Raw genomic sequence first — 22503 nt, 5'->3', positions numbered from 1 at the left:
GGCGAAGATCGATCCTGGCGTGGACGGAACGGCAAGCTCTTGGAAAGGCTTCAAAAACAACGAAACCCGCAGCGGCATCTTCAACTTAACGGATCGTGGATCTCGATGTGGGGTGATGGGGCATGACAGACCGTGCCCCGCTTTATCGCCGCCATCGTTTCCCGGCCGAGATCATCGCCCACGCCGTGTGGCTCTATTTCCGTTTTCCTCTCAGCTTGCGAATGGTCGAGGACATGCTGGCGGCCCGAGGGATTATTGTCTCGCACCAGACAGTCCGGGCTGAAGCCGCCGCATCGCAGAACCATCGTCGCTCGTCTCACCGATGTTGACCTCCAGAAGCGCGCAAAGCGACGCGGCGAGCAGAAGATCGCAAAGGCAACAACAGCCGTTCCCGGATCGTTTGAGGTCTCCCGCCCCCTTGAGGTGGTTCAGATCGACCATACCGAGGCCGATGTCTTCGTTGTTGACGAGGAGACCCGGCAACCGGTCGGTCGGCCGTGGCTGACATTGGCGATGGACATCTGCAGCCGAATGGTGACCGGTTTCTATCTCACAATGGAGGCGCCTTCCCGCCTGTCCACCAGCCTGTGCCTGCTACACTCCGTCTTCGGCAAATCGGCTTGGGCCGTCCGCCGATCGCGGTCTGGCGCAAGCACGAGGGTGAGATTCCGCTTCGGCTGCCGCAGGATCGGCTTCGCTTCTGGCTTACCTTCCTGCCGGTACAGGAGCGCACCCTGCGGCCGACCGGGATTCATCTGTTCGGCCTGCGTTATTGGTCAGCGGCGCTTAGCGCCGACGTGGGGCGGTCTGACCGGCGGGCTTTGCTGGCGAAAGGTCGCTGTGAAGTCGATACCCGCGCCATTGTCCGCACCGTGATGACGCAGCGCGAATTGATCGACACAGCGATCAAGGCGACGGCGACCGTTCGTCGTGGCAGGGCTTCGCCGAAATCGAGGGTGGATGATCGGAGATTGGGCTCGCTCCGCGGCGTCGACTCCAGCAAACCTGTACCCTTTGTTGAGGATACGGATTGAGCTGGAGTGAACATGAACGATGAGCCCTCCCACCTGACCGCCGGCGCCGCGGCGCTGCTTGCTGAAACCGACGAGAGACGTGTTCGCGCGATACGATCACGCCGCTGGGTGCTTTACCCACGCGCCAAGCAGGCGCTCGACCGGCTGAGCGCCTTTGTCGATCATCCACGTGGCACCCGCATGCCCTCTGTCGCGATCTACGGCGACAGCGGTATGGGCAAGACCATGATCATGAAGCGATCGGCGTACAGGTGCTGGTGATCGACGAAGTGCACAACATTCTCGCCGGAACCTATCGCGAGCAGAGGATTGTCCTGAACACGCTGCGCTTCCTGAGTAGCCGCCTTCAGATCTCGCTTGTCTGCTTCGGGGTCAACGATGCGCGCGAAGCGATCGGCGGCGACGTCCAACTTGCACGCCGGTTCGAGCAGTTGACCTTGAGCAGGTGGGCGGCGAACGATCAGTTCGAGGCCCTTGTGGCGTCGATCCTGCGCAACACGCCGCTGCGTCGACCCTCGTGCTGACGGCGAAATCGATGCGGCGGGTTCTTCAGGTCACCGAGGGTATCACGGCGAATATCTTCCACATGATCAACAGCCTCGCTGTCGATGCCATCAAGAGCGGCCACGAGAACATCACTGACGAGATGGTCGAGAATTGGGAGCCGGAGTTCGAGGCCGAGGCGGCATTCGCATGATGGAAAACACGCTGTCACGTCAATTGCCGGTGCGGTTGCCGCCCTGCGCTGACGAGCTTCTGTCGTCGTGGATCAGTCGTCATGCCGCATTCTATGCGGTACCACCGCTGGCCATGCTTCGACACTGCCTGCCGGAAGCTGCTTCATTGCGAACAACCGATTTCCATCTAGGCAGCGATCAGGAGATCCGTCTTGCCAGCATGTTCCCATTCGAACCGGCCATCTTGCGTCGGATGACCTCAAGAATTTGAAAAAAGGGGACAAAATGTCATCGGCAGGCGGGATATCCGCTGGCTCCCGGTGATTGTGGTCGCATCGAAAGCAAGGCGCGCGCCCCATTTGGGGGAAAAGCGTGCGGAAAATCGATTGTCATCATTCCGCTTTGGCGACAGTCAGTTTCCGGCACTCAGCTTTTCGACCAGAAAATCGACGAAAACCCTGATGCGGGCCGGCATCGCGGCGCCACCGATGAAAACGGCGTGAATGCTTTCCCGGTCGCGCGGATTGTAGTCTTCGAGGAGCGGGATCAACGCGCCGCTCTCGATCAGGTCGTCCACATGGAAGTTGCCGACCCGCGTGATGCCGACGCCCTGAAGCGCCAGCTGCACGAGCGTTTCGCCGCTATTGGCCTTGATCGTGCCGCTGACCGGCAGAATGTAGTCGCGCCCGTCTTCCCGGAACGGCCAACCCGGCTCGATGCGTCGGAAGCTGAAATCGAGGCAGTTGTGACGTTCAAGGTCGGCCGGCCTTTCCGGTCGCCCGCAGCGCTCGAGATAGGCCGGCGCTGCCACGACGACGCGGCCGGTCTCGCCAAGCCGCCGCGCGGTGAGCGGGCTGTCGGCAAGCGGCCCGAAACGAACCGCCACATCGGCGCGGCCGCCGATGATATCGGCCACCTCATCGTTCGAATCGACATCGATGATGATGTCGGGATACCGATCGGTGAATTCTCCGAGGAGCGGCACGATCGCCGTGCGGCCATGCGCGGTGGCGACGCTGACGCGGATCTGACCGCGCGGCCGCGCGCGGTCGGCGAGCGCTTCTTCGGTCTCGTCGATGTCCGCGAGAATACGGCAGGCGGCCCGCACATATGTCCCACCCTCGGCGGTGAGCCGCAGGCTACGGGTCGTGCGCACCACAAGCCGCACCCCGAGACGCTCCTCAAGACGGGAAATGATGCGGCTGACCGCAGACGGCGTGAGGCACAGTTCGCGGGCGGCGGCCGAAAGACTGCCGGCATGCGCAACCGTGATGAAGGCCTTCATCTCGCGCGTTCGGTCGGTCTTGTTCAGTTCCATTTGTGAATCTCATGCAAAACAGGTTGTCCCGCGCGCAGTCTACCCAGGCATCTGAAGTCAACCATATACTTCGCGACAACAATCGCAACATTCGGCGGGGCCTCGATACGTCTGTGAACCGACGGCCCCGAGGCGGCATTCGACGGCGGTATCCGATGTCGGCCGGATCATTTCATGTAAAGGGAATACGCAATGGACTATCGATTTCTGGGCCGTTCGGGGCTCAAGGTCCCGGCCTTGAGCTTCGGCGCCGGCACGTTCGGCGGCGCGGGGCCGCTCTTCAGTCATTGGGGAACCTCCGACGTTGCCGAGGCGCAGCGCCTGGTCGATATCTGTCTGGAAGCAGGCGTCAACCTGTTCGACACCGCGGATGTCTATTCGGACGGCGCTTCGGAAACGGTGCTCGGCGCCGCCCTGAAAGGGCGCCGCGACAAGGCACTGATCTCCACCAAGATGACATTGCCGATGGGCGACGGCCCGAATGACGGCGGCTCGTCGCGTGCGCGGCTGCTCAAGGGCGTCGAGGACGCGCTCAAACGCCTTGATACGGATTACATCGATCTCCTGCAGCTTCACGCCTTCGACGCCTTCACGCCGGTCGAGGAAGTGCTGTCGACGCTTGATCAGCTCGTTCGGGATGGAAAGCTGCGCTATCTCGGCGTTTCCAATTTTGCCGGCTGGCAGATCATGAAGTCACTGGCCGTCGCCGACCGTCATGGCTGGCCGCGCTACGTCGCCAATCAGGTCTATTATTCGCTGGTCGGCCGGGACTATGAGTGGGATCTGATGCCGCTTGGCGCGGACCAGGGGCTCGGCGCCATCGTCTGGAGTCCGCTTGGCTGGGGCCGGCTTACCGGCAGGATCCGGCGCGGCAGCCCGATCCCGGAAGGCAGCCGTCTGCACGAGACCGCAAGCTTCGGGCCGCCGGTCGACGACGAGCATCTCTACCGGATCGTCGACGTGCTCGACGCGATCGCCGAGGAAACCGGCAAGAGCGTGCCGCAGGTGGCGCTCAACTGGCTTCTCAGGCGGCCGACGGTCTCGTCGGTCATCATCGGCGCCCGAAACGAGGCGCAGCTTCGCGACAATCTGGGCGCCATCGGCTGGTCGCTGACGGATGCTGAGGTCGATCGGCTCGATGCCGCAAGCGCCGTCCCGGCCCCCTATCCTCATTTTCCCTATCGGCGGCAGGCAGCCTTTGCCGGCCTCAACCCGCCGCTGGCGGGCTGATGAACGGCATTCCGCACAATACCAGTTCCTCCCAAGCCCTCGAAAGCAACGCATTATGAAAATCAATCCTCCCTTGCTGGCCTTGGCAATCGGCGCGTTCGGCATCGGCGTCACCGAGTTTTCGCCGATGGGCATGCTGCCGCTGATCGCCTCCGATCTGGGTGTTTCGATCCCGGCCGCCGGCCTTCTGATCAGCGCTTACGCTTTCGGCGTTCTGATCGGTGCGCCGATCATGACGCTGGCCTTCGCCGGCATGGCGCGAAAGCGCCTTCTTCTGCTGGCGGCGCTGATCTTCACGGTCGGCAACCTGATTTCCGCGATGTCGGACAGCTATGCCATGCTGCTTGTCGGACGCGTCGTCACATCGTTCAATCACGGGGCGTTTTTCGGCGTCGGCGCGGTGGTCGCCGCCAGCATCGTGCCGCCGGAAAGGCGGGCGGGCGCCGTCTCGGCGATGTTTTCCGGCCTCACCCTCGCCACGATCGGCGGCGTGCCGCTCGCCACCTGGGTGGCCGGGCTGATCGGCTGGCGCATGGCGTTTTTCGGCATCGCGGCGATCGGCGTCGTCACCATGGCGGCGCTTGCGGTTTCCCTGCCGCCGATGCGGGTTGCGCAGAAGGCCGACATGCGCTCCGAGCTCAGGGTCCTGTTCCGGCGGCCGGTGCTGACGGCTTTGCTGCTGACCGTCGTTGGCGCGAGCGCCATGTTCACGGTGTTCACCTATATCGCGCCGATCCTGCAGATCGAAACCGGCGCCGGCGCGACCTTCGTGACGGCGATGCTGGTCATCTACGGCCTCGGACTGGCCGTCGGCAATGTGGTCGGCGGGCGGTTTGCCGATCGCTCGCTGGATGGCACGCTGATCGTCTCGCTGGCCGCGGTCGTGGTGTTTCTGGTCCTGTTCGCGCTCGGCATGGGATCGGCGGTTGTTGCCGCGCCACTGATCTTTCTCTGGGGCGTCGCAAGCTTCGCGCTGGTGCCGCCGCTGCAGACCCGTGTGGTTCAGGAGGCATCCGATGCGCCCAATCTCGCCTCGGCGATGAATATCGGCGCCTTCAATCTCGGCAATGCGATCGGCGCGGCGCTTGGCGGCGCGGTGATCGACGTCGGTCTCGGCTATCGGGCCGTGGCGCTCGCGGGCGCGGCGACGGCGATTGCCGGCCTCGTGCTTGCGCTTGTCTTCCGGCAGGGAAACGCCGCGGTCGCGGTTGATGGCAGCGGGACCGAAGGCGCTGCGGCCTGCCCCGAAGGGGTCGGCCAATAGGCATCAAGCGCAAACAAGCCGGACGGGCTGTCGCATTGTGTGCGGCGGCCCGTCGTGTTTCCGCCGCATGAAATTGTCATGAAAACCGGATTGACGATTTGCCGATGAAGTGAGATTATCTCGTTGCGCAAACGATAAACCAGACGTGAACAAACGTTTGTTCATGTAGTATCGATTGCACAATGGGAGGATCATCGGTGACGGACAGGGCGGCAAAGCTGCAATCGGCAGGCGTGTACCAGCGCAGCACGATCCGCGACGTTGCGGCCGGGGCGAATGTCAGTGTGACGACCGCATCGCGCGCCCTCAACGGAACCGGCCGCATGTCGGAGGTAACCCGGGAGCGCGTCCGCGCCGTTGCCGCCGAGCTTGATTACCGTCCGAATTCGATTGCGCGCGGTCTGGTCCAGCAGCGCTCCTTCACGCTTGGTCTTCTGACGAACGACACCTATGGCCGTTTCACCCTGCCATTGGCCTCCGGCCTGTCCTCGGCAATGGCCGATCGCGGCGTTTCCGTGTTTCTGAGCGCCGGTGAATACGAACCTGAAAGCCTGATCCTCAATCTGAGAGCGATGGAGGAGAAGCGTGTCGATGGTCTGATCATCACCGGCAAGCGCATCGATCGTGGCCTGCCGATCGATCTGCCGCCGCTCGGCATGCCTGTGGTCTATGTCTATGCCGCCGCGCCCGATGGTGCGGTGAGCTTCGTTCCCGATGACGAGAATGCGGCCCGTGCTGCCGTTCGCCATCTCATCGGTCTCGGGCGCTACCGGATCGCGCATATCACCGGGCCGAAGGATTTCAAGGCTGCGCGTCTGAGAGAAGCGGGCTGGCGCGCGGCGCTTCGGGAAGCCGGGCTGGCGCCGCATGGCCCGGCTGTCTTTTCCGCCTGGACGGAAGCGCATGGATTTACGACCGCCCACGCGATGATCGACGACGGCGCAGTCCCCGATGCGATTTTTTGCGGCAACGACCAGATCGCGCGCGGCGTGATTGATGCCTTCACGCTTGCCGGCGTGCGGGTGCCTCAGGATGTGGCGGTTGTCGGCTTTGACAACTGGGAAGTGTTTGCCCAGGCAACGCGCCCGCCGCTCACAACAATTGATATGGGGCTTGCGGGCCTCGGACGCAGCGCCGGCCTGGCGCTGCTCGATCTCATCGACGGCAAGCCGGTGGAACCGGGTGTTCGGGAGACGCCCTGCCAGCTTGTCATTCGTGAGTCCTGCGGCGCAAACAGCGTTTGAATTTGCGCCGGAACTGATCCCTTCACGCTGAAGAGCCAGATGGAAGGGGAGGAAATGCGCTGTTTGCGCAAACGTTGGCGCAATGCATTTGCATCAACGGATGACACCAAAACGGGAGGTAACGGGAATGAATATCAAGACTTTTCTCGGCGGCGTCGCCATCGCCGCGATCGCGCTGCCGGGCCTTGCCCAGGCCGAGACGTTTTCGCTCTGGGTGCGCTCCGATGGTTCGGAGTTCATGCCGAAACTGGTCGAGGCCTTCAACGCCATGGGCGAGGACAAGGCCGAACTTCAGATCGTGCCGGTCAATGAACTGGTGCAGAAATATGCGATCGCCGCCGCCGGCGGCTCGCAACCCGATGCGCTTTCGCTCGACCTGATCTACACGCCGTCCTTCGCGCAGGCCGGGCAGTTGAAGGATCTGACTGCGTTTGCGCAATCGCTGCCCTATTACGACAGCCTGTCGAAGGCGCATCTGTCGGTCGGCACCTATGACGGCAAGATCTATGGCATGCCGTTCTCGGCCGATGCCTCGGTTCTGGTCTGGAACAAGAACCTGTTCAGGCAAGCGGGCCTCGATCCGGACAAGGCGCCGGAAACATGGGCCGATATCCGTGCAGACGCCGAAGCCGTCTCGGCGCTGGGGGATGATACCTACGGGTTCTACTTCTCCGGCAATTGCGGTGGCTGCAACATCTTCACCTTCACGCCGCTGGTCTGGGCATCAGGCGGGGTTCTGTTCGAGGATGAAGGCGCGAAGGCGACCGTCGAAACGCCGCAGATGAAGGAGGCGATCGCGTTCTATCGCGGCATGGTTCAGGAAGGCCTGGTTCCGGCCGGATCGCAGACCGACGCCGGCTCCAACTTCTTTGCCGCGTTCGCCGGCGGCAATATCGGCATCACGCCGTCCGGTTCGTTCGCGATCGGCGCGCTCAACAACCAGTATCCGGATCTTGAATACGGCGTCACCTATCTGCCGGGCAAGGATGGCGACTGGTCGTCTTTTGCCGGCGGCGACAATATCGTCGTGTCGGCAAAAACGGCGGACTCGAAAATGCCGGCGATCCAGGCCTTCATCGAATTCGCCTATTCGCCGGACGGACAGAAGATCCTGGCGCAGAACGGCTCCCTGCCGGTGCGGGACGATGTCGCCGAACAGGCGCTTGAAGGCCTCGATGCGCGGTATCTGATCGCCGCGAAGGCGATGGCGAAGGGCAGAACGCCTTACAGCCCGGTCTTCAACGACCTGATCAACTCGCGCAACGGTCCCTGGGTCACCATGCTCAACAAGGCCTTCTACGCCGGCAGCGAAGAAGAGGTCGACGAGGCCATGGCCGAGGCGCAGCAAGAGATGCAGGCGATCATCGACGCCTCGCGCTGAGACTTCATACCGCACGCATTGAAAGGACTGCCGGCCGCATCGGCCGGCAGACGTTGCCCGATATCTTGTTGCATGAGGAACCAGCCATGTCCGACAGCACAATACCCGATGACGCGGCGACCGCAGCGGCGCGGACGAAACCCGCGCGCCGGCGACGGCGCCGATCCTCGCAATGGACCGGCCTGCTCTACGTTCTTCCCGCACTTGCCCTGGTGACCGTCTTCTTCCTTGTACCGCTCGGCATGACGGTGTGGATGTCGCTGCACAAATGGCCGCTCATGGGCGTGCCGCGCTTTATCGGCCTCGACAATTACGAGAGGCTTGTCTTCGACAAGAGCTTCTGGTCGTCGCTCTGGTTCACGATCGAATATACCGTTGTGGTGACGGTGGCGCTGCTGGGCGTTGCCTTGGCGCTGGCCTTCGTCGTTCAGGGGCAGGGACGCGCGGTTTCAGCCTACAGAACCATCTATTTTCTGCCGGTTGTGACCGGCTTTGCCTCGGCGGCCCTGCTCTGGGTCTGGCTGTCGAATGTCGATACCGGCCTGTTCTCCCCGCTCGCGCAGGATCTCGGGCTGACCGAGGGGCGCGTGAATATTCTCGCGAACTTCACGCCTGCCTTCTGGTCGGTGATCGCCATGGTGGTCTGGAAGATGGCCGGCTTCTTCATGGTGATCTTGATGAGCGGACTTCAGTCGATCCCGGCCGACTATCAGGAGGCCGCCCGGATCGACGGCGCCAAATGGCTGCAGCGTTTCCGCTACATCACCATGCCGCTGATCCGCAAACCGTTCGCCCTGGCGCTGATCCTCTGCATTTCAGGGTCGATGCTGGCCTTTGACCAATTCTATATCATCCTCAACGGCGGCCCCCAGAACCAGACCGTGACCGCCGTCTACAAGATCTTCAATGAAAGCTTCATCTCCTTCCGCCTCGGCTATGGCGCGGCCCTTTCCATGGTGCTGCTCCTCATCCTCCTGGCGCTCAGCGTGGTGCAGCTGACGCTTCTGAGCGACAGGAGGGAGAAATGACCCCCGCCGCCTTGTCCCGTTCGCAGACAGTCGCACCCGCCACCCGGCGGGGCCGGTTCCGCTATCACCGGGCGATCTTCCACGCGACAGCAACGCTGGTGGCCCTGCTGTTTCTGGCGCCGCTGGTCTGGGTCGTGCTTGCAAGCTTCCGCTCGCCGGCCGAAAGCGCCAGGCCGCCGCTGCCGCCGTGGCCGACGGAGGGTTTCAGCATCGCAAGCTATGAGCGGCTCGAAAATTTCGGCCAATCGGTGCTGCATTATTCGGGCAACTCGCTGTTCGTGGCGCTCGGCACGTCAGCGCTCACGATCGTCGTCGCCATTCTCGCCGGCTACGGGTTTTCGCGCTACCGCTTCCCGATGAAGGGCCTGGCCTTCGTGCTGGTTCTTTCGACGATGATGATCCCGTTCCAGTCGATCCTGACGCCGCTGTTTCTGCTGCTTGCGAAAATGGGTTTGCAGAACACGCTGATCGGCCTCGTCCTGATCTATTCGACGCTGCAATTGCCCTTCTCGGTCTTCATGATGCGCAATGCCTTCGATGCCGTGCCGAAGGAGATCGAGGAAGCCGCGCGCATGGATGGCGTCAAGGGCGTGCGCATGCTCGTGCAGGTCATGGGACCGCTGGTGCTGCCCGGCGTCGTCACGGTCGGGCTGTTTGCCTTCCTGAACGCCTGGAACGAGTTTCTGGCGGCCTTGGTGCTTTTGACGGACCAGTCGAAATTCACGCTTCCCGTTTTGATGACCGCCGTGCGCTACGGCCGCTACGGCTCGGTCGACTGGGGCGCGGTACAGGCCGGCGTCACCGTGATGATGATCCCCTGCATGATCCTCTTCCTCGTTCTCCAGCGCTCCTACATTCGCGGCCTGACGGCCGGCGCGGTCAAGTAATTCAGAATTTCCGAAAGGACAGAACCATGAACGAAGCCCAACCCTTCAGGACTGCCGACGCGCTTCGGCCGAAATCGAAATTCAGGCCGCTGGCGGTCAATCAGGTCGAGGTCGGCGGTTTCTTCGGACCGCATGTCGACGTGATCGCGACGACCACGGCAAAGCTTCTGTTCGATCGCTGCATCGAGGCGCGGATGCTGGAGCAGGTCGATCCCGACGTCCCCAATCCGGGCATCGTGATCCCCTTCGACCACGGCAATACGGTCACGACCCAGATGTTCTGGGATTCCGATTTCGGCAAGAGCATCGAGACGGCGGCCTACGCGCTCTACCGCCGCCGCGATGGGGAACTCGAAGCCCGCGTCGATGCCGTGATCGATGCCTATGGCCGTCTCCAGGCAGAGGATGGCTACCTCAATTCCTGGTATCTGCGCATCCAGCCGGGACAGCGCTGGACCAATCTGCGCGATCGCCACGAACTCTATAATGCCGGCCATTTGATCGAAGGCGCGATCGCCTATTATCATGCCACCGGCAAGCGCAAATTCCTCGACATCATGTGCCGCTATGCCGATTGCATCGAACGGACGTTCGGGCTCGGCGAGGGCCGGAAGCGCGGCTATCCGGGGCATCCGGAACTCGAACTGGCGCTGGTCAAGCTCGGCCGGGTGACCGGCGAACAAAATTATCTCGATCTTGCCAGATACCTCGTCGATGAACGCGGTCAGGCGCCGCTTTATTTTGAGGTCGAGGCCGAGGCGCGCGGCGAGACGCCGGACGCCTTCCACTTCGGAACGCTGGAATACTGCCAGGCCCACAAGCCGGTGCGCGAGCAGCGCGAAGTGGTCGGCCACGCCGTCCGCGCCGCCTATCTCTATGCCGGCATGGCCGATGTCGCGACCGAGTTTTCCGACGACAGCCTCGATCCTGCGCTTGAGGCGCTTTGGTCGCATCTGACCGACAGAAACCTCTACGTGACCGGCGGCTTCGGACCGTCCAAAGCCAATGAGGGCCTGACCTTCGACTATGACCTTCCGAACCAGACGGCCTATGCCGAGACCTGCGCGGCGGTCGCGCTCGTCTTCTGGTCAAGCCGCATGCTCGGGCGCGCGCCGGATGCCCGTTTTGCCGATGTGATGGAACGCGCGCTCTATAACGGGGCGCTGTCCGGCATTTCCCGGGACGGGACCCGCTTCTTCTACGACAATCCGCTGGAAAGCTACGGCGCGCATCACCGCTGGCGCTGGCATCGCTGCCCCTGCTGCCCGCCGAACATTTCGCGGTTGCTGGCGTCGATCGGAACCTATTTTTACGGTGTCGCGGAAGATGAGCTGGCGCTGCATCTCTATTGCGAAAACGCCGCCGAGGTTGAGGTGGCCGGCGCCAGGGTCGCTCTCCGGCAGGAAACGCAGTATCCGCGCGACGGCGAGATCGCCGTTACGCTGACGCCGGAAACGCCCGTTGAATTCACCTTGTCGCTGCGAGTTCCGGGATGGGCGAAGGGCTTTGCGGTGTCGGTCAATGGCGAAACCCTGGCAGCGAGCCCCGAAAAGGGCTACCTCAGGATCAGACGGCAATGGTCGGCCGGCGACGCGGTGAAGCTCGATCTCGCCATGGAGGCCGAAATGCTCTACGCGAACCCGAAGGTCGCGCCCGACCAGGGCCGAACCGCGATCCTGCGCGGCCCGTTGGTCTATTGCGTGGAGGAAACCGACAACACGGCGCCTCTGAACGCCTATGTCGTCAGGGATGGCGCTTCGATCCGCATGTCCGATATCGATGGCCTGCCGGAAGCCGTCGGCCTCGCGATCGAGGCCATAGCCGAGAGCCGGCCCGACGACGCGCTCTACGTGACAACGCCGCCCATGCGCGCACCGGCGACACTGAATGCGATCCCCTATTATCTCTGGGACAACCGCGCACCGGGCGAAATGCTGGTCTGGCTGCGCAGGGAGGCTTGAAGATGGCGATGAGCGAATTGCAGAGCCTCAAACAGGACCGCGCGCCTTCCGGCCTGACGCTTCGGCGGGTTTCGAAATCGTTTGGCGCAGTTCAGGTTATCCATGATGTCGATCTCGAAATAGAAGGGGGCGAGTTCGTCGTCTTCGTCGGGCCTTCGGGGTGCGGCAAGTCGACATTGCTGCGCCTGATCGCCGGGCTGGAAGAGGTGACCAGCGGCGATGTGCTGATTTCCGGCACGGATGTCACCGATGAGGACCCGTCGGATCGCGGCATAGCGATGGTGTTCCAGACCTATGCGCTTTATCCGCATATGAGCGTGGAGCAGAATATGGGGTTCGGCCTCAAGGTGGCCGGCCGGCCCAGGGCCGAGGTGGAGAGCAAGGTGCGGCAGGCGGCCGACATTCTGAAACTCACGGAATATCTTGATCGCCGTCCGGCCCAGCTTTCCGGTGGCCAGCGCCAGCGCGTCGCCATTGGACGCGCGATCGTGCGTGATCCGGAAATCTTTCTGTTCGACGAGCCGCTCTCGAACCTCGATGCGGAACTCAGGGCCGGCATGCGGATCGAGATCGCCCGGCTGCACCGGGAACTCGGCAATACGATGATCTATGTGACCCACGACCAGACCGAGGCGATGACGCTGGCAGACAAGATCGTGGTTCTGCGCGGCGGCCGTATTGAGCAGGTCGGTTCTCCCGCGGCCCTTTACGATGATCCGGACAATATGTTCGTCGGCGGCTTTATCGGATCGCCGAAGATGAACTTCCTGCCGGGCATCGCAAAGGGTTCGGGGGTGGAGGTGGCCAGTGCCGCGCTGGCGCTGCCCGCTCTCGGGGACAGGCCCGGCGACGGGGACCGGATCACGATCGGCATCCGTCCCGAACACTGGAAGATTGCGCGGGAGGGGCAACCTTCCGTGCCGTTCAGGGTCGACTTCTCGGAGTTTCTCGGCGGTGCGAGCTATCTTTACGGCGTCATCGGCGAAACCAGCTGCACCGTGGAGGTCGACCGTTCGGCGATCGCAAGACCCGGCACGGTTCTCCACCTGACGGCCGACCCTGAGGCCATGTGCATCTTCAATGCAGGCGAGCAGCGGATCCGCTAGAGTTTGTCAGGGAAAAGTGGAATCCGGTTTTCCCGAAAAGACAAACGAAAACAATAAATCTAGAGTCTGTCTGGTTCGATTTGAACCTGACAGACTCTAGAGCATTTCGCAGTCAGGTTGGGTCACCTGACGTCCGCGAAAATGCGTCAAAACAAATAGATAGAGCGTCGTCCGGACGCACAGGGGGCGCTCTGACGCCTGACAAAGCGATTTTTCGCGTCGAGATCGTCCCCGGTCCGGTAACGGTCCGTCTTGAGGAGGGTGCATCGCCACCGCTCGCGCCCCGGGTCCGTCGGCTTGCCCGGACATTGGTCGGATCCATCTCGCCACTGGGCATCCCCATGCCGGATCATGCGGGGATCTATGCCTGCGCGGCGAACACCGTGTCGCGGGCAAGATAGCCGATGCGCTGGCCGGCTGCGTCGACGACATCGACGCCCGGCAGGTCCGCGCCGAGGATCAGGGCGAGCGCGGTGTGCAGGCTTTCATCGCGGCCGATTTCCGTGCCGCAGCCGGCAACCGACGGCGGCGACATCACGGTATGGACCTCGATCAGGCTGAGGCGCTTGATGTGGCGGTCCTGGCCGAGGCAGTCGCGGACGAAATCATTGGCGGGCCGGGCCAGAATTTCGGCTGGCGTATCGTATTGCAAAAGCTTGCCGTCGCGCATAATCGCGATCCGGTCCCCCATCTTGATCGCCTCGTCGAGATCATGCGTGACCATGACCACGGTCTTGCTGACCTTCTTCAGGATCTGGCGGAACTCATCCTGCAGGCGAACGCGGGTGATCGGGTCGATCGTCGGCTTCATCTTCGGCGCCTCGCCGGGGCTGAGGGCCACGACCGGCGTTGCGATCGCGACCCCGCTCACCTTCGGCCTCGATTTCAATGCGGCCATGGCTCTGCTGGCAGCCGAAGCAACCGGAGACCTTCCGCCGGGCTCTGCTCACTATCCCGGCTCTTGATGGGATACGAACCTTCGACCCCGTCGAAATGATATTCATCCGCGTAAACTGCTAGCAGCCCAACGCGCGCCCAAGTACGTTCCAGCGTCAGGTTAAATTCAGATACAGCCCGCTTGGCTCTATCGTCTCGATACCGGCATAGGGGCTTGCGTGAACCGTCAGCAGCCAGAGGCTTGTTGTTGCTGCAAGTACATAAAGGAATATCGCTATACTCCCCGCGCGTGTTCTGTCTGCGTGGGTCACCGCGATCGTGATCGATGTCAAGATCGTCAGCGTCAGCAGCATATACCATTTATACTGATTGACGGTCGTGCTGGCGATGGCGAGGCGCACATCGCGTGTTTCCTGCAGGTCATTGAAAATGGAAACGGTCTGATTGATGATCGGAGCAGGTGCATCGCCCTCAGCGATATCCATGATGATGACACGTATTTTCTGAAGAGCCTGCTCGACCGAAGCCGCCGGATGAAGGTTTCCGTTGGCTCCCCATTCGTCCGAGATTACCTTTTCGCGATAGAACTCCATCGCTACTTCAAGGTCAGGCCTGTTCAGGACCTCGGCGGCTTTGCACCAGAACGTCGAGAACGAAACCGTCCTGATCGACGGCGCGCCAGAGCCAGTGCTTCTTGCCGCCGATCGAAACGACGACGCGAGTGGCGCGGGGGAATTTCACCCCCACGCTCTCTCAGAACCGGACGTGATACTCTCGCATCATCCGGCTCCCATTGTTCGGCCGTGTCCATGAAGCAGTGGCCAATGTGCGAACCGTCGAGATTGGCGTTGCGCGATGCGCAAAAGCCAATGCCGGGATCTGCGCTTGTGCCCACGCAAGGACTTGTACTTTCCCGAAGCCCATCGAGCCAAGTATCGTTCGATGCTCCAGAGAGTAGGTTGGAGAGGAGAAGGACAGAACCGACCATAGTAATTGATCCAGCCGCGGATGTGTGAGTTGAACATCCGTGCCAGATCATCGAGAGCCTTGTCACTGCGAAGGTGCAAGGACCATCTACGGAGGATGGTGCCCCGTATTGCCTTGAGCGCCGTCGAACTGGCCGCAGGACTGAATGCAACACCCATGCCCCCGGCCCTCTTGCTCACCAGACCCGGCCGGAAAGTGTTGCCGAGAAAGTCGAACTTGTAGAGCGGGTGAGGACCTCGTCGACTTTCATCCTTGCAGTAGACGATTTTGGTCTTCTCAGGATGAAGCGTCAGCCCACAGTCAGTAAAACGAGCCTCCAAAGCTTCCTGAAGCGCCATCGCTTGCCTCTCACTTCTACAGTGACAGATCGCGTCATCAGCATAGCGCTCAAACGGAATGTCCGGGAAATTCCGACACATCCACATGTCAAACGCATAGTGAAGAAAGAGGTTTGCCAAGAGGGGCTGATCACCCCGCCTTGTGGCGTTCCTCGTTCTCTGGCGACGAGACTTCCGTCCGGCATCTGCACTGGCGCCTCTAGTGGTTCGATTCCAACTTTTGGTTCCCCTCGCTGCGACCTCATCAGCAAATGCTGGAATCATGGGAACCACTAGCAAGTATATGTTTTCTAGTGGAATTTTAGAATTTGGCATTTGATGTACGAGGTCGCTGAAACGGGACTCAAATGTCAAATTCACTCCACTAGCCATCGTTCGATGTATAAAAGCACCCACGCGCAATCGGTGTGCTTGCGCACAGCCCGCATCAGCAGGTCCGGTTCGATGCTATCGAAGAAAGCCTTGATATCGAGATCAAGAACCCAATCGTAACGCCAGCATCGCTGCCGTGCCACGCCGGCACGTCGAGTGCCGGCTTGCCGGGCCGATATCCATAGGAATCCTGATGGAATTTGGGCTCCACCGTTGGTTCCAGATGGCGTTTGACCACCATCTGCGCAATGCGATCGGCGACCGTAGGTATGCCCAGCGGGCGCGTCTTCCCATCGCTCTTGGGTATGTCGACCCGCCGCACCAGCGGCGGAAAGTAGCGGCCCGACGCCAGCCGATTCCAGAGCTTGTACAGGTTGTTCGTAAGATCAGCCTCAAAGTCCGCAATCGTTTGGCCGTCAATACCAGCCGCTCCCTGGTTGGCTCTAACCCTCTTATAGGCTTCCCACACCTCCCTTTTCGGAATCGCATACGGCTTTGCTCTATCCACGAGGATCCCCCCGTCACCGGTTGTCCTCGCTCCAGAGCTGAACAACGCAACCCCTTCGCTCTAGCCCCATTACAGGACCTTCAGCACGACTACGGGCTGCTCCGCCCCTGTGCCCCCGCTTCGGTAATTTCACCCTCGCAGGGACCACCTGCTTGGGCTTTTCCCTTAACATCGGAGCGACAGGTTCCCGCGTTCCACACGAAAGCCTGGTTAAGAGTCACGCCGCCTTCATGCCGGATGCCGCCTGGGCAGAAAACCAGGTCGCCCCCCAGACTCGTCCCGGGCTAACGAGTTCCTCCCGGTTTCGACATCATCTTGCACTTTTCGACACGTCATCAGCGGTTCGCTTGCGCTCGTCTCTCTAAATCTCACCTGACGGACTAAAGCCCACCTTTTCTGCAACGCTCACCACCGCGGCTCTTTACCGTCGCAGCTTGCAGTGGTTTGAAACCTATCCCTGACGGTCGGTTTCGAGGGGCCATACCCTCATCTTCCGTGCAGCTCGGCTCCCACATTCCTGTGGGTGCCTCGCGGTACACCCTCGTCCAGATACCAAATATCGCCAGGGTGCGCCTGTCGCCGCCGCAAGGTGTAGGCGATCTGAGCTCCGAATTCGGCGATCCAGCGGCGGACCGTCTCATAGGAAATGTCGATCCCACGCTCGAGCAGCATTTCCTGAACTTCACGCAGGCTCAGATTGAACCGCAGGTAAAGCCAGACGGCATATGAAACGATTTGCGGCGGAAAACGGTGACGCTTGAAGTTGATATCGGGTGTCTGCATCTCCGGAATTTACGCTCAACCCGAAACGCAGGCACCTGTAAGACAGATAACGTGATAATACCAACGAAACGCCCGAAGCTGTCCAGACAAACCGAGCCACCTCAAAACGCGGGAAACGGGTACGTATTTCAAGGCTTCTAATTTTTTGGATGGCTATGGCATAAGATAATAGCCGGAAGGCATGCCATTGCCCGAGGTATTTCGAAACCCAATATGGTAGGTGTTCGCCCCGGAAATCAGGCTGCCTGAAAACGCGTAGGACGGGGAATTCTCAGGTGCCTTGACAATCAGTATGCCATCTTCAGGCATTGGTGCATCCATGATTTTGTTGAGCACGACCTTGGTGCGTCCGCTGATCGTGCCCTGGATGATAACCTGATCGCTCATACCGCCCGCCAAATCAACATTTACGGAAAGTGTTCCATATCCAGGGGACTGGCTGGAACCAGCGGAATAATCTCCGCCGATTTTCAAGCTGCCGCGCGCGGTACCATCATTCATCCGGATTGAGCCGTCGTTTTGAAAATTACCGGAAATTTCTGGAGCACTGTCCCCTAGAATCGAGAGTGCGTTGGAAATCGTCATATTCGCCGAAATTTGAATCGAAGTTTCAAGGGTTACAGCAGACGATGTTCCAATCGTGAAATCGCCCAGGTCGTTGCTGTTTCCGGAAGAATAGCCATCCAGGACCAGTTGACTTCCAGTGAAGCCGATCGCGGCGTTTTCGACGGAAAGTTTCTCCCAGTTCAAGATGTTCTCAGCATTGAGACGTGTCGCGGTGAGGCCTTTGGTAAAGCTGATTGTATCGATGTCGGCCTGGGTATCCTGGCCATCGTCGGCCTCGCCACCATCAAAAACATTGTTGATTGGCGTGCTTCCAAAGTAAATCCCCGACAGTGTGGCTGTATCATCGCCCCTCTGGCCGTAGAAATTATTTTTGAAGGTGCCCCCGGTCCAGGCGAAATTGATCTTGCCCGCTCCCCCAAAGATATCGCCGGCAACAGTGCCTGAGGTGGTGAAATCAATCACCGTGTCCTCGCTCGTGTTCCAGTTATCCAGCAGCGCTTTCCCACCAGAAGCGGTCATCTTTTCGCCGATCGCGACGGACACGGATATCGCACCGTTCAGGCTGTCGAGGTTGTCAATAGGCACATCGATAAATATTACCGTGCCCTTGTCTATCGATATCTCACCGCCTGATAGATCGAATTCATAGTTTGTGCCCGCGCCGGTTGTTACCAGGACACCGACGGCATCCTGAGCATCCAGCTGAATGAGGCCCCCGGACATATCAAATCCGAATGTATCGTTTAGCCCGTCGGGTTCAAATGTGACGGCTTGGGTGCGGGAGGTCGCTCCCTGATCCCTTATGCTGCCTCCGGAAATATTTACTTGAGAATTCCTGTCGTTGTCGAAAACGTCGAGAAAAAAAGCGGCACCTCCGTTACCTGATATGTTGATCTTGGTTCCTATCAAGTTTGCTTCCAACATATCTGGGTCTTCGTTGTAGTCCGAATTGGTGAGATAAACTGCTGCGGAGGCAGAGTCCTTGAATGTTGTAATCGTTCCTCCCATCAAGTCTGCTGTGGCTACGGCGCTGTCGAGAATAACGACACCTTCAAATCCTCCCGGAATCGTTGTGGAGAGGTCGCCGTCGAAAAGTTTGAATTGGGTTACTGTCGCATCGATATATATTTCCCCATCAATTTTCGTTTCCCCTGTGGTTTCATCGATCGAAACCAGAGCCGTCCCGTCGCCATCGCGATGGTAAACGTCGATTGCCTCCGCAGTATTTTCGATCGTTCCGCTCGTGACGATCACAGACGCGGTCGAGCCGTCGCTCGTGGCGTGAGCTTCCAAACCGACGCTATTTGCGCCAGCTCCGACAATTCTTCCTGAGGCAAGCGTGATGCTCGTGTTGCCGATACCTTGATTGTCCGCCCGGACGATGGCTCCTCCCTCATTGCGGATCGTGCCGCCATTGATGTTCACGACCGCGTTGCCGGAACCTATATTCTCCGTCAAAACGGCAAGCGAATCTCCGACTTGATCGATAAAGGCACCTGCTTCGATCGTGACAACCGCATCACCAGAATTCTTCTGATAGGAGGCCACTGCACGCGAGGACATCGCGCTCCGCACCCAGACATCCTGATGGATCGTGATCGAGGCATCTCCCGTTCCGGCTGCGGTTGCCGCGATCGGCCCCGTTATCGCCGGCACACCGGTGATACTCGGCGTGTTGATCCCGATCACAGCGCCGTCTGTTGGCGCTGAGACGTTGATGGCACCGCTGATCGACCGGTATAGCGAGGCCGAGAAAAATGCTTGGCCGCCGCTGTTTGAAAGAGAACCGATCGTGATGTTCCCGGTGACGATCATGTCGCTGTTTTCGAGCAACACCACGCCGCCATCCGGATAGGTGATGTTGCCGTAGCTGCTGGCCTTGCAAAAGACCGGCGATCCGCTGCCGCATTCGTTATCGGCCTTGGCCAATCCGGCGTTCATCATCATGACCGTGAGCGCCGCCGATGCCAGCAGCATGCTCTTGCCGCCGTGTCGCGTGCCACGGTCCTTCCAACGCTTTATCGTCTGCATCTCTTGTCCTCCGGAAAGCAGTACCCGAAGGAGTGGAGCATTAAAACGCAATCAAGTACAATCTTACATTGTATTTTTTATTGTAACTCGTTAAAGTAGTGATGCTGAAATACACCACCCGCCATCCGGCAAAGCGCATATCTCCGATGGGGCTTGTCGCAAAGTTTTTCCGTTAACCGGAGCGTTGGTGCGGGGATCAGCAAATGTGTGGAGCTCCGTCTTTGATGGACCTGCCTAGTTGGGTGCTGCCGCAGAGGGTCGACAACGAACGGATTTCGGGCGTCCACAGGCGAGCATTCGGTTAAGAATGGCGACGCCGATCACAGTCTCTGTCTGCTGAGCAAGGAATGAGCGAGCCCGCAAACGCAGGCCAATGACACCTTTATAGGTTCTCCCTCACTTTGTGTGATTCATCGGCTGTTAGCGACGATGTCGCTATGGGCGGGCATGCAAAAGAAATCGAAATGGTCGCCCGCCCAGAGGTTAGGATTCTGGGTGTCACGCTCACTGTTGACGACGGGTGGGTTGTTTCCGCTGCTGGATCCGCGATCGGCATCTGCCCCGATTGTGGCCGGCGAAGCCGAAGTCGGCATGGTTGGGCCCGCCGCAACCTCCAGAATCTGCCGGTCCAGAGCAAGCCGGTGACGGTGAAGCTCCTGCTGAGCCGCTGGCGATGTGCACATCGGGAATGCCCATGACGAACATTCACCGACCGACTGCCGACGGTAGCTGACCCATACGCGAGTCGGACGAGAAGGGTCGGAGAGATTGTCGGCCTGCTCGGCCATCGCGCCGGCGGCCGTCCTGGCGAGCGGTTGATGCAGAGGCTCGGCATCCCGGTCAGTGATGACACCATCCTGCGGCAGTTGAAGCGGGATGCCGTGGTTGCTCAACGCAATTCCGAGATACGGGTGGTCGGTATCGATGATTGGAGTTGGCGTCGGGCGACGAGCTACGGAACCATCATGGTCGACCTGGAGCACCGCTCGGTTGTCGACATACTGGATGACCGTAGCGTCGAGAGTGCGGCCAAGTGGCTGCGTGACCGTCCTTCCATTCGATTTCCGCCGTGCCGGCGGTCTCGCCCGGTATCGCGCCCGCCGCCGCCATGTTTCCGAATTCGAACGGCGTTTCGTCGCCCATTGTCTTCGGATAGAAAAACGTGCCCACGGCAGCGGCGAAACCGGCCCCCGCGATCATCGCCGCCGCATCCAGCGCGCCGATGGCCGATGCGGCCAGCCACCGCGCCGCTGCGCCAGCCGCTGCTTCGCCCGCAGCACCAACAGCCGGTGCGGCCAGAGTGGCCGCTGACGCCACGGAAACCACCGGCGTCGTCTGCATGGCCGCAACCGGTGGGGTCGGCGGAGCGATGGATGTGTCCTTGACATAGGCGAGCTTGCCGACAGTATTGCGGTTGTTCATATACCAGACGTCATCGTGGCGGATGACCGGTTTGCCGCCTGCGCGCACTGTGGCCGAATGTTCCTTCGGATGGCAGACATCGCCCACCGTGCCGGATTTGATCCCCTTGGCCGTGCCGGGTTCGTCGCCCGAGCAGGATGTGATAATCGAGCCCATGGTGTGGACGCGCTTTCCGGTGGCGCGCACGGTCGGGCAGGTATTGGCGTCATCGGCCTGTTTCGCGACGATCGTATAGGGGATCGGCACCCTGGTGCCGCCCACCGGCGTCAGGCACACATCCGGCGAAGTCGAGACCAGAATGCCTTCGCCGGTATCGCGGGAGAGTTCGCGCGGGATGCTCATGTTGCGCCTCCCGCTTCCGATTGTTCGCCGCTGGCGACTGCCGCTTCAGGTTCTTCCGTGCCCTCAAGCCCGTGGAGGGTGGAAACCGGATATGTCCGGGCTTCATCGAGCGATCCGGCGAAGAGGTCGATCTTGAAGAATTGCGGGCAGACCGGCAGCCAGGCCCGCCAGGTGATGGCGACGGTGAAGGGCTCTTCGCGGGTATCGACATGGACGCCATCACAGTTCAGCCGGACGAACACTTCGCGGTCGTCGATCCACTGGTAATGCGCCACCGGCCGGACACCCGGAAGGTTGAAGACCAGGTTCCTGCCGCCGGGCAGTACCGCCGCCAGAAACACCTCCTCATCGCCTTTCAGATAACCCGGATAGATGAGGCGCGGATTGGCGTATTGATAAAAGGCGTAGTCAAAATCCTCCGGCAGGCGCGGATGACGGTTTTCCAGCCACGCCTTGCCATAGGTGCCCGCATATTGCTGGCGCAGACGCCAGAAGGGCGGGACGGGAGCGAAGCCGGCAACCTCGTGGCGCGCATCCATCGCCTCCCGGCCTTGCGTATCGCTGGCGGAAAACAGCATGGGGTGGGGCCAGGTCTTTTCCTGGTCGAGGTATCGGGCTTCGAGCCGGCGCGCGCCAAGCGGGTTGTCCGGAATGCTATCGTCCGGCGGTGCGCCTTCGACCGTGTCGCTGGCGGCGATCCGGTAATCGACCAGCGTGCGCGACAGACTGTTCGGCGGAGCAAGCTGCCAGCCGCCGGATTCCGAAAACGACCAGCGGCGATCGCCGGTCACATCGATCACATAGGCGTGGTCGCCGAGCTTGACCCCGGTTTTCCAGCCAGTCGCGGTGTCGGCCGCGCGCGGATAGGTCCGGGTCAAAACCGTGATATCGGCTTTCGGGCGAAACGGGACCAGATCAGAACATCGAATGAGCGGTCTGGCCTGGGGGTCGCCTTCATATTCATCCGCCAGCACCAGTTCTTGCGTCGGCGCGAGCGTCAGGCTGCCGTCGGCACTGAGGTCGTAGCAGCCGCGAACCGCGACTACGCCCATCGGGCCGCCGTCGCGATGGGTCTGTTCGAAACCGATGGCCGCGAAGCCGGTCGTGTTCCTGTCCAGCATGACCT

At 60.8% G+C, this 22503-nt stretch carries 18 protein-coding genes and 7 pseudogenes; 14 read left to right on the top strand and 11 right to left on the bottom strand.

What is annotated here, in order from left to right; genetic code table 11:
* Positions 1–122 precede the first annotated feature (122 nt).
* The 4 genes and pseudogenes from HQ843_RS07190 to HQ843_RS07175 form a co-directional block, all read left to right on the top strand.
* Positions 123–278: pseudogene (locus HQ843_RS07190) on the top strand (IS6 family transposase); the annotation flags it as partial.
* 342 nt (positions 279–620) lie between these two features.
* Entirely contained in the window at positions 621–1034 is a 414-nt protein-coding gene (locus tag HQ843_RS29390) for a Mu transposase C-terminal domain-containing protein (RefSeq protein WP_246710304.1), read from the top strand.
* A 12-nt stretch (positions 1035–1046) separates the two neighbouring features.
* Positions 1047–1731 (top strand): annotated as a pseudogene (locus HQ843_RS29980) (TniB family NTP-binding protein).
* Complete coding sequence (locus HQ843_RS07175) at positions 1728–1982, top strand: TniQ family protein (RefSeq protein ID WP_246710300.1); 255 nt, start codon at positions 1728–1730, stop codon at positions 1980–1982. Before HQ843_RS29980 ends, HQ843_RS07175 begins: the two are co-directional and overlap by 4 nt.
* Positions 1983–2123: 141 nt before the next feature.
* Here the strand turns inward: HQ843_RS07175 and HQ843_RS07170 are convergent, their stop codons facing one another.
* Positions 2124–3029 (bottom strand): LysR family transcriptional regulator, encoded by a 906-nt coding sequence (locus tag HQ843_RS07170; RefSeq protein WP_180899168.1) that lies wholly within the window; start codon positions 3027–3029, stop codon positions 2124–2126.
* A gap of 192 nt (positions 3030–3221) precedes the next feature.
* Here HQ843_RS07170 and HQ843_RS07165 point away from each other — a divergent pair, with 192 nt between their 5' ends.
* From HQ843_RS07165 to HQ843_RS07130, 8 genes are all read left to right on the top strand, one after another.
* The gene (locus HQ843_RS07165; RefSeq protein WP_180899169.1) at positions 3222–4259 is read left to right on the top strand and encodes an aldo/keto reductase; all 1038 of its coding nucleotides are present in this window, start codon (positions 3222–3224) and stop codon (positions 4257–4259) included.
* Positions 4147–5523, top strand: coding sequence for an MFS transporter (locus HQ843_RS07160; RefSeq protein WP_371824614.1), 1377 nt, complete (start codon positions 4147–4149; stop codon positions 5521–5523). Before HQ843_RS07165 ends, HQ843_RS07160 begins: the two co-directional genes overlap by 113 nt.
* Before the next feature lie 197 nt (positions 5524–5720).
* On the top strand, positions 5721–6767 hold the full coding sequence (locus HQ843_RS07155; protein WP_210275242.1) for a LacI family DNA-binding transcriptional regulator: 1047 nt from the start codon (positions 5721–5723) through the stop codon (positions 6765–6767).
* Between the two features lie 127 nt (positions 6768–6894).
* A complete protein-coding gene (locus HQ843_RS07150; protein WP_180899171.1) occupies positions 6895–8148 on the top strand; it encodes an ABC transporter substrate-binding protein in 1254 nt (417 codons plus the stop codon).
* Positions 8149–8234: 86 nt separating this feature from the next.
* Positions 8235–9176, top strand: coding sequence for a carbohydrate ABC transporter permease (locus HQ843_RS07145; RefSeq protein ID WP_180899172.1), 942 nt, complete (start codon positions 8235–8237; stop codon positions 9174–9176).
* Entirely contained in the window at positions 9173–10063 is an 891-nt protein-coding gene (locus HQ843_RS07140; protein WP_246710298.1) for a carbohydrate ABC transporter permease, read from the top strand. Before HQ843_RS07145 ends, HQ843_RS07140 begins: the two co-directional genes overlap by 4 nt.
* Positions 10064–10089: 26 nt before the next feature.
* Positions 10090–12024 carry a glycoside hydrolase family 127 protein gene (locus HQ843_RS07135; protein ID WP_180899173.1) on the top strand — a complete coding sequence of 645 codons (1935 nt, stop codon included), beginning with the start codon at positions 10090–10092 and terminating at the stop codon, positions 12022–12024.
* A 2-nt stretch (positions 12025–12026) separates the two neighbouring features.
* Positions 12027–13130, top strand: coding sequence for an ABC transporter ATP-binding protein (locus HQ843_RS07130; protein WP_180899174.1), 1104 nt, complete (start codon positions 12027–12029; stop codon positions 13128–13130).
* A gap of 361 nt (positions 13131–13491) precedes the next feature.
* Here the strand turns inward: HQ843_RS07130 and HQ843_RS07125 are convergent, their stop codons facing one another.
* On the bottom strand, positions 13492–13941 hold the full coding sequence (locus tag HQ843_RS07125; protein ID WP_246710297.1) for an ATP-binding cassette domain-containing protein: 450 nt from the start codon (positions 13939–13941) through the stop codon (positions 13492–13494).
* Between the two features lie 19 nt (positions 13942–13960).
* Here HQ843_RS07125 and HQ843_RS29370 point away from each other — a divergent pair, with 19 nt between their 5' ends.
* Positions 13961–14095 (top strand): hypothetical protein, encoded by a 135-nt coding sequence (locus tag HQ843_RS29370; RefSeq protein ID WP_246710401.1) that lies wholly within the window; start codon positions 13961–13963, stop codon positions 14093–14095.
* Positions 14096–14182: 87 nt separating this feature from the next.
* Here HQ843_RS29370 and HQ843_RS07115 read toward each other — a convergent pair whose 3' ends face one another.
* From HQ843_RS07115 to HQ843_RS07085, 7 genes and pseudogenes are all read right to left on the bottom strand, one after another.
* Positions 14183–14620 carry a bestrophin-like domain gene (locus HQ843_RS07115; protein ID WP_180899175.1) on the bottom strand — a complete coding sequence of 146 codons (438 nt, stop codon included), beginning with the start codon at positions 14618–14620 and terminating at the stop codon, positions 14183–14185.
* A gap of 16 nt (positions 14621–14636) precedes the next feature.
* Positions 14637–14744 (bottom strand): annotated as a pseudogene (locus tag HQ843_RS07110) (DDE-type integrase/transposase/recombinase); the annotation flags it as partial.
* 62 nt (positions 14745–14806) lie between these two features.
* Entirely contained in the window at positions 14807–15433 is a 627-nt protein-coding gene (locus HQ843_RS07105; RefSeq protein ID WP_371824618.1) for a group II intron maturase-specific domain-containing protein, read from the bottom strand.
* A gap of 284 nt (positions 15434–15717) precedes the next feature.
* Positions 15718–16232: pseudogene (locus HQ843_RS07100) on the bottom strand (reverse transcriptase domain-containing protein); the annotation flags it as partial.
* 534 nt (positions 16233–16766) lie between these two features.
* Positions 16767–17015 (bottom strand): annotated as a pseudogene (locus tag HQ843_RS07095) (IS6 family transposase); the annotation flags it as partial.
* Between the two features lie 153 nt (positions 17016–17168).
* Positions 17169–19613 (bottom strand): beta strand repeat-containing protein, encoded by a 2445-nt coding sequence (locus HQ843_RS07090; protein WP_180903436.1) that lies wholly within the window; start codon positions 19611–19613, stop codon positions 17169–17171.
* Between the two features lie 234 nt (positions 19614–19847).
* A pseudogene (locus HQ843_RS07085) lies at positions 19848–20000 on the bottom strand (IS5/IS1182 family transposase); the annotation flags it as partial.
* Positions 20001–20060: 60 nt separating this feature from the next.
* Here HQ843_RS07085 and HQ843_RS07080 point away from each other — a divergent pair.
* Positions 20061–20671: pseudogene (locus tag HQ843_RS07080) on the top strand (transposase family protein); the annotation flags it as partial.
* On the opposite strand, the gene HQ843_RS07075 reads toward HQ843_RS07080, so the two are convergent.
* Positions 20577–21377, bottom strand: coding sequence for a DUF4150 domain-containing protein (locus HQ843_RS07075; RefSeq protein ID WP_180899178.1), 801 nt, complete (start codon positions 21375–21377; stop codon positions 20577–20579). The pseudogene HQ843_RS07080 and the gene HQ843_RS07075 overlap by 95 nt on opposite strands.
* Positions 21374–22498 (bottom strand): DUF2169 family type VI secretion system accessory protein, encoded by a 1125-nt coding sequence (locus HQ843_RS07070; protein WP_180899179.1) that lies wholly within the window; start codon positions 22496–22498, stop codon positions 21374–21376. Before HQ843_RS07070 ends, HQ843_RS07075 begins: the two co-directional genes overlap by 4 nt.
* Positions 22499–22503 lie beyond the last annotated feature (5 nt).

The sequence above is a fragment of the Martelella sp. NC20 genome, assembly GCF_013459645.1.
GTDB lineage: Bacteria > Pseudomonadota > Alphaproteobacteria > Rhizobiales > Rhizobiaceae > Martelella.
This window is presented reverse-complemented; position numbering and strand designations above follow the sequence as displayed.

What these genes read in the sequence shown, in the direction of transcription:
- HQ843_RS07090 (WP_180903436.1), bottom strand. Translation starts at nt 19,613, where the DNA reads ATGCAGACGATAAAGCGTTGGAAGGACCGTGGCACGCGACACGGCGGC.
- HQ843_RS07135 (WP_180899173.1), top strand. Translation starts at nt 10,090, where the DNA reads ATGAACGAAGCCCAACCCTTCAGGACTGCCGACGCGCTTCGGCCGAAA.
- HQ843_RS07145 (WP_180899172.1), top strand. Translation starts at nt 8,235, where the DNA reads ATGTCCGACAGCACAATACCCGATGACGCGGCGACCGCAGCGGCGCGG.
- HQ843_RS07115 (WP_180899175.1), bottom strand. Translation starts at nt 14,620, where the DNA reads ATGGAGTTCTATCGCGAAAAGGTAATCTCGGACGAATGGGGAGCCAAC.
- HQ843_RS07075 (WP_180899178.1), bottom strand. Translation starts at nt 21,377, where the DNA reads ATGAGCATCCCGCGCGAACTCTCCCGCGATACCGGCGAAGGCATTCTG.
- HQ843_RS07170 (WP_180899168.1), bottom strand. Translation starts at nt 3,029, where the DNA reads ATGGAACTGAACAAGACCGACCGAACGCGCGAGATGAAGGCCTTCATC.
- HQ843_RS07070 (WP_180899179.1), bottom strand. Translation starts at nt 22,498, where the DNA reads ATGCTGGACAGGAACACGACCGGCTTCGCGGCCATCGGTTTCGAACAG.
- HQ843_RS07105 (WP_371824618.1), bottom strand. Translation starts at nt 15,433, where the DNA reads ATGTGTCGGAATTTCCCGGACATTCCGTTTGAGCGCTATGCTGATGAC.
- HQ843_RS07175 (WP_246710300.1), top strand. Translation starts at nt 1,728, where the DNA reads ATGATGGAAAACACGCTGTCACGTCAATTGCCGGTGCGGTTGCCGCCC.
- HQ843_RS07125 (WP_246710297.1), bottom strand. Translation starts at nt 13,941, where the DNA reads ATGAAGCCGACGATCGACCCGATCACCCGCGTTCGCCTGCAGGATGAG.
- HQ843_RS07150 (WP_180899171.1), top strand. Translation starts at nt 6,895, where the DNA reads ATGAATATCAAGACTTTTCTCGGCGGCGTCGCCATCGCCGCGATCGCG.
- HQ843_RS07130 (WP_180899174.1), top strand. Translation starts at nt 12,027, where the DNA reads ATGGCGATGAGCGAATTGCAGAGCCTCAAACAGGACCGCGCGCCTTCC.
- HQ843_RS07140 (WP_246710298.1), top strand. Translation starts at nt 9,173, where the DNA reads ATGACCCCCGCCGCCTTGTCCCGTTCGCAGACAGTCGCACCCGCCACC.
- HQ843_RS07160 (WP_371824614.1), top strand. Translation starts at nt 4,147, where the DNA reads ATGCTGAGGTCGATCGGCTCGATGCCGCAAGCGCCGTCCCGGCCCCCT.
- HQ843_RS07165 (WP_180899169.1), top strand. Translation starts at nt 3,222, where the DNA reads ATGGACTATCGATTTCTGGGCCGTTCGGGGCTCAAGGTCCCGGCCTTG.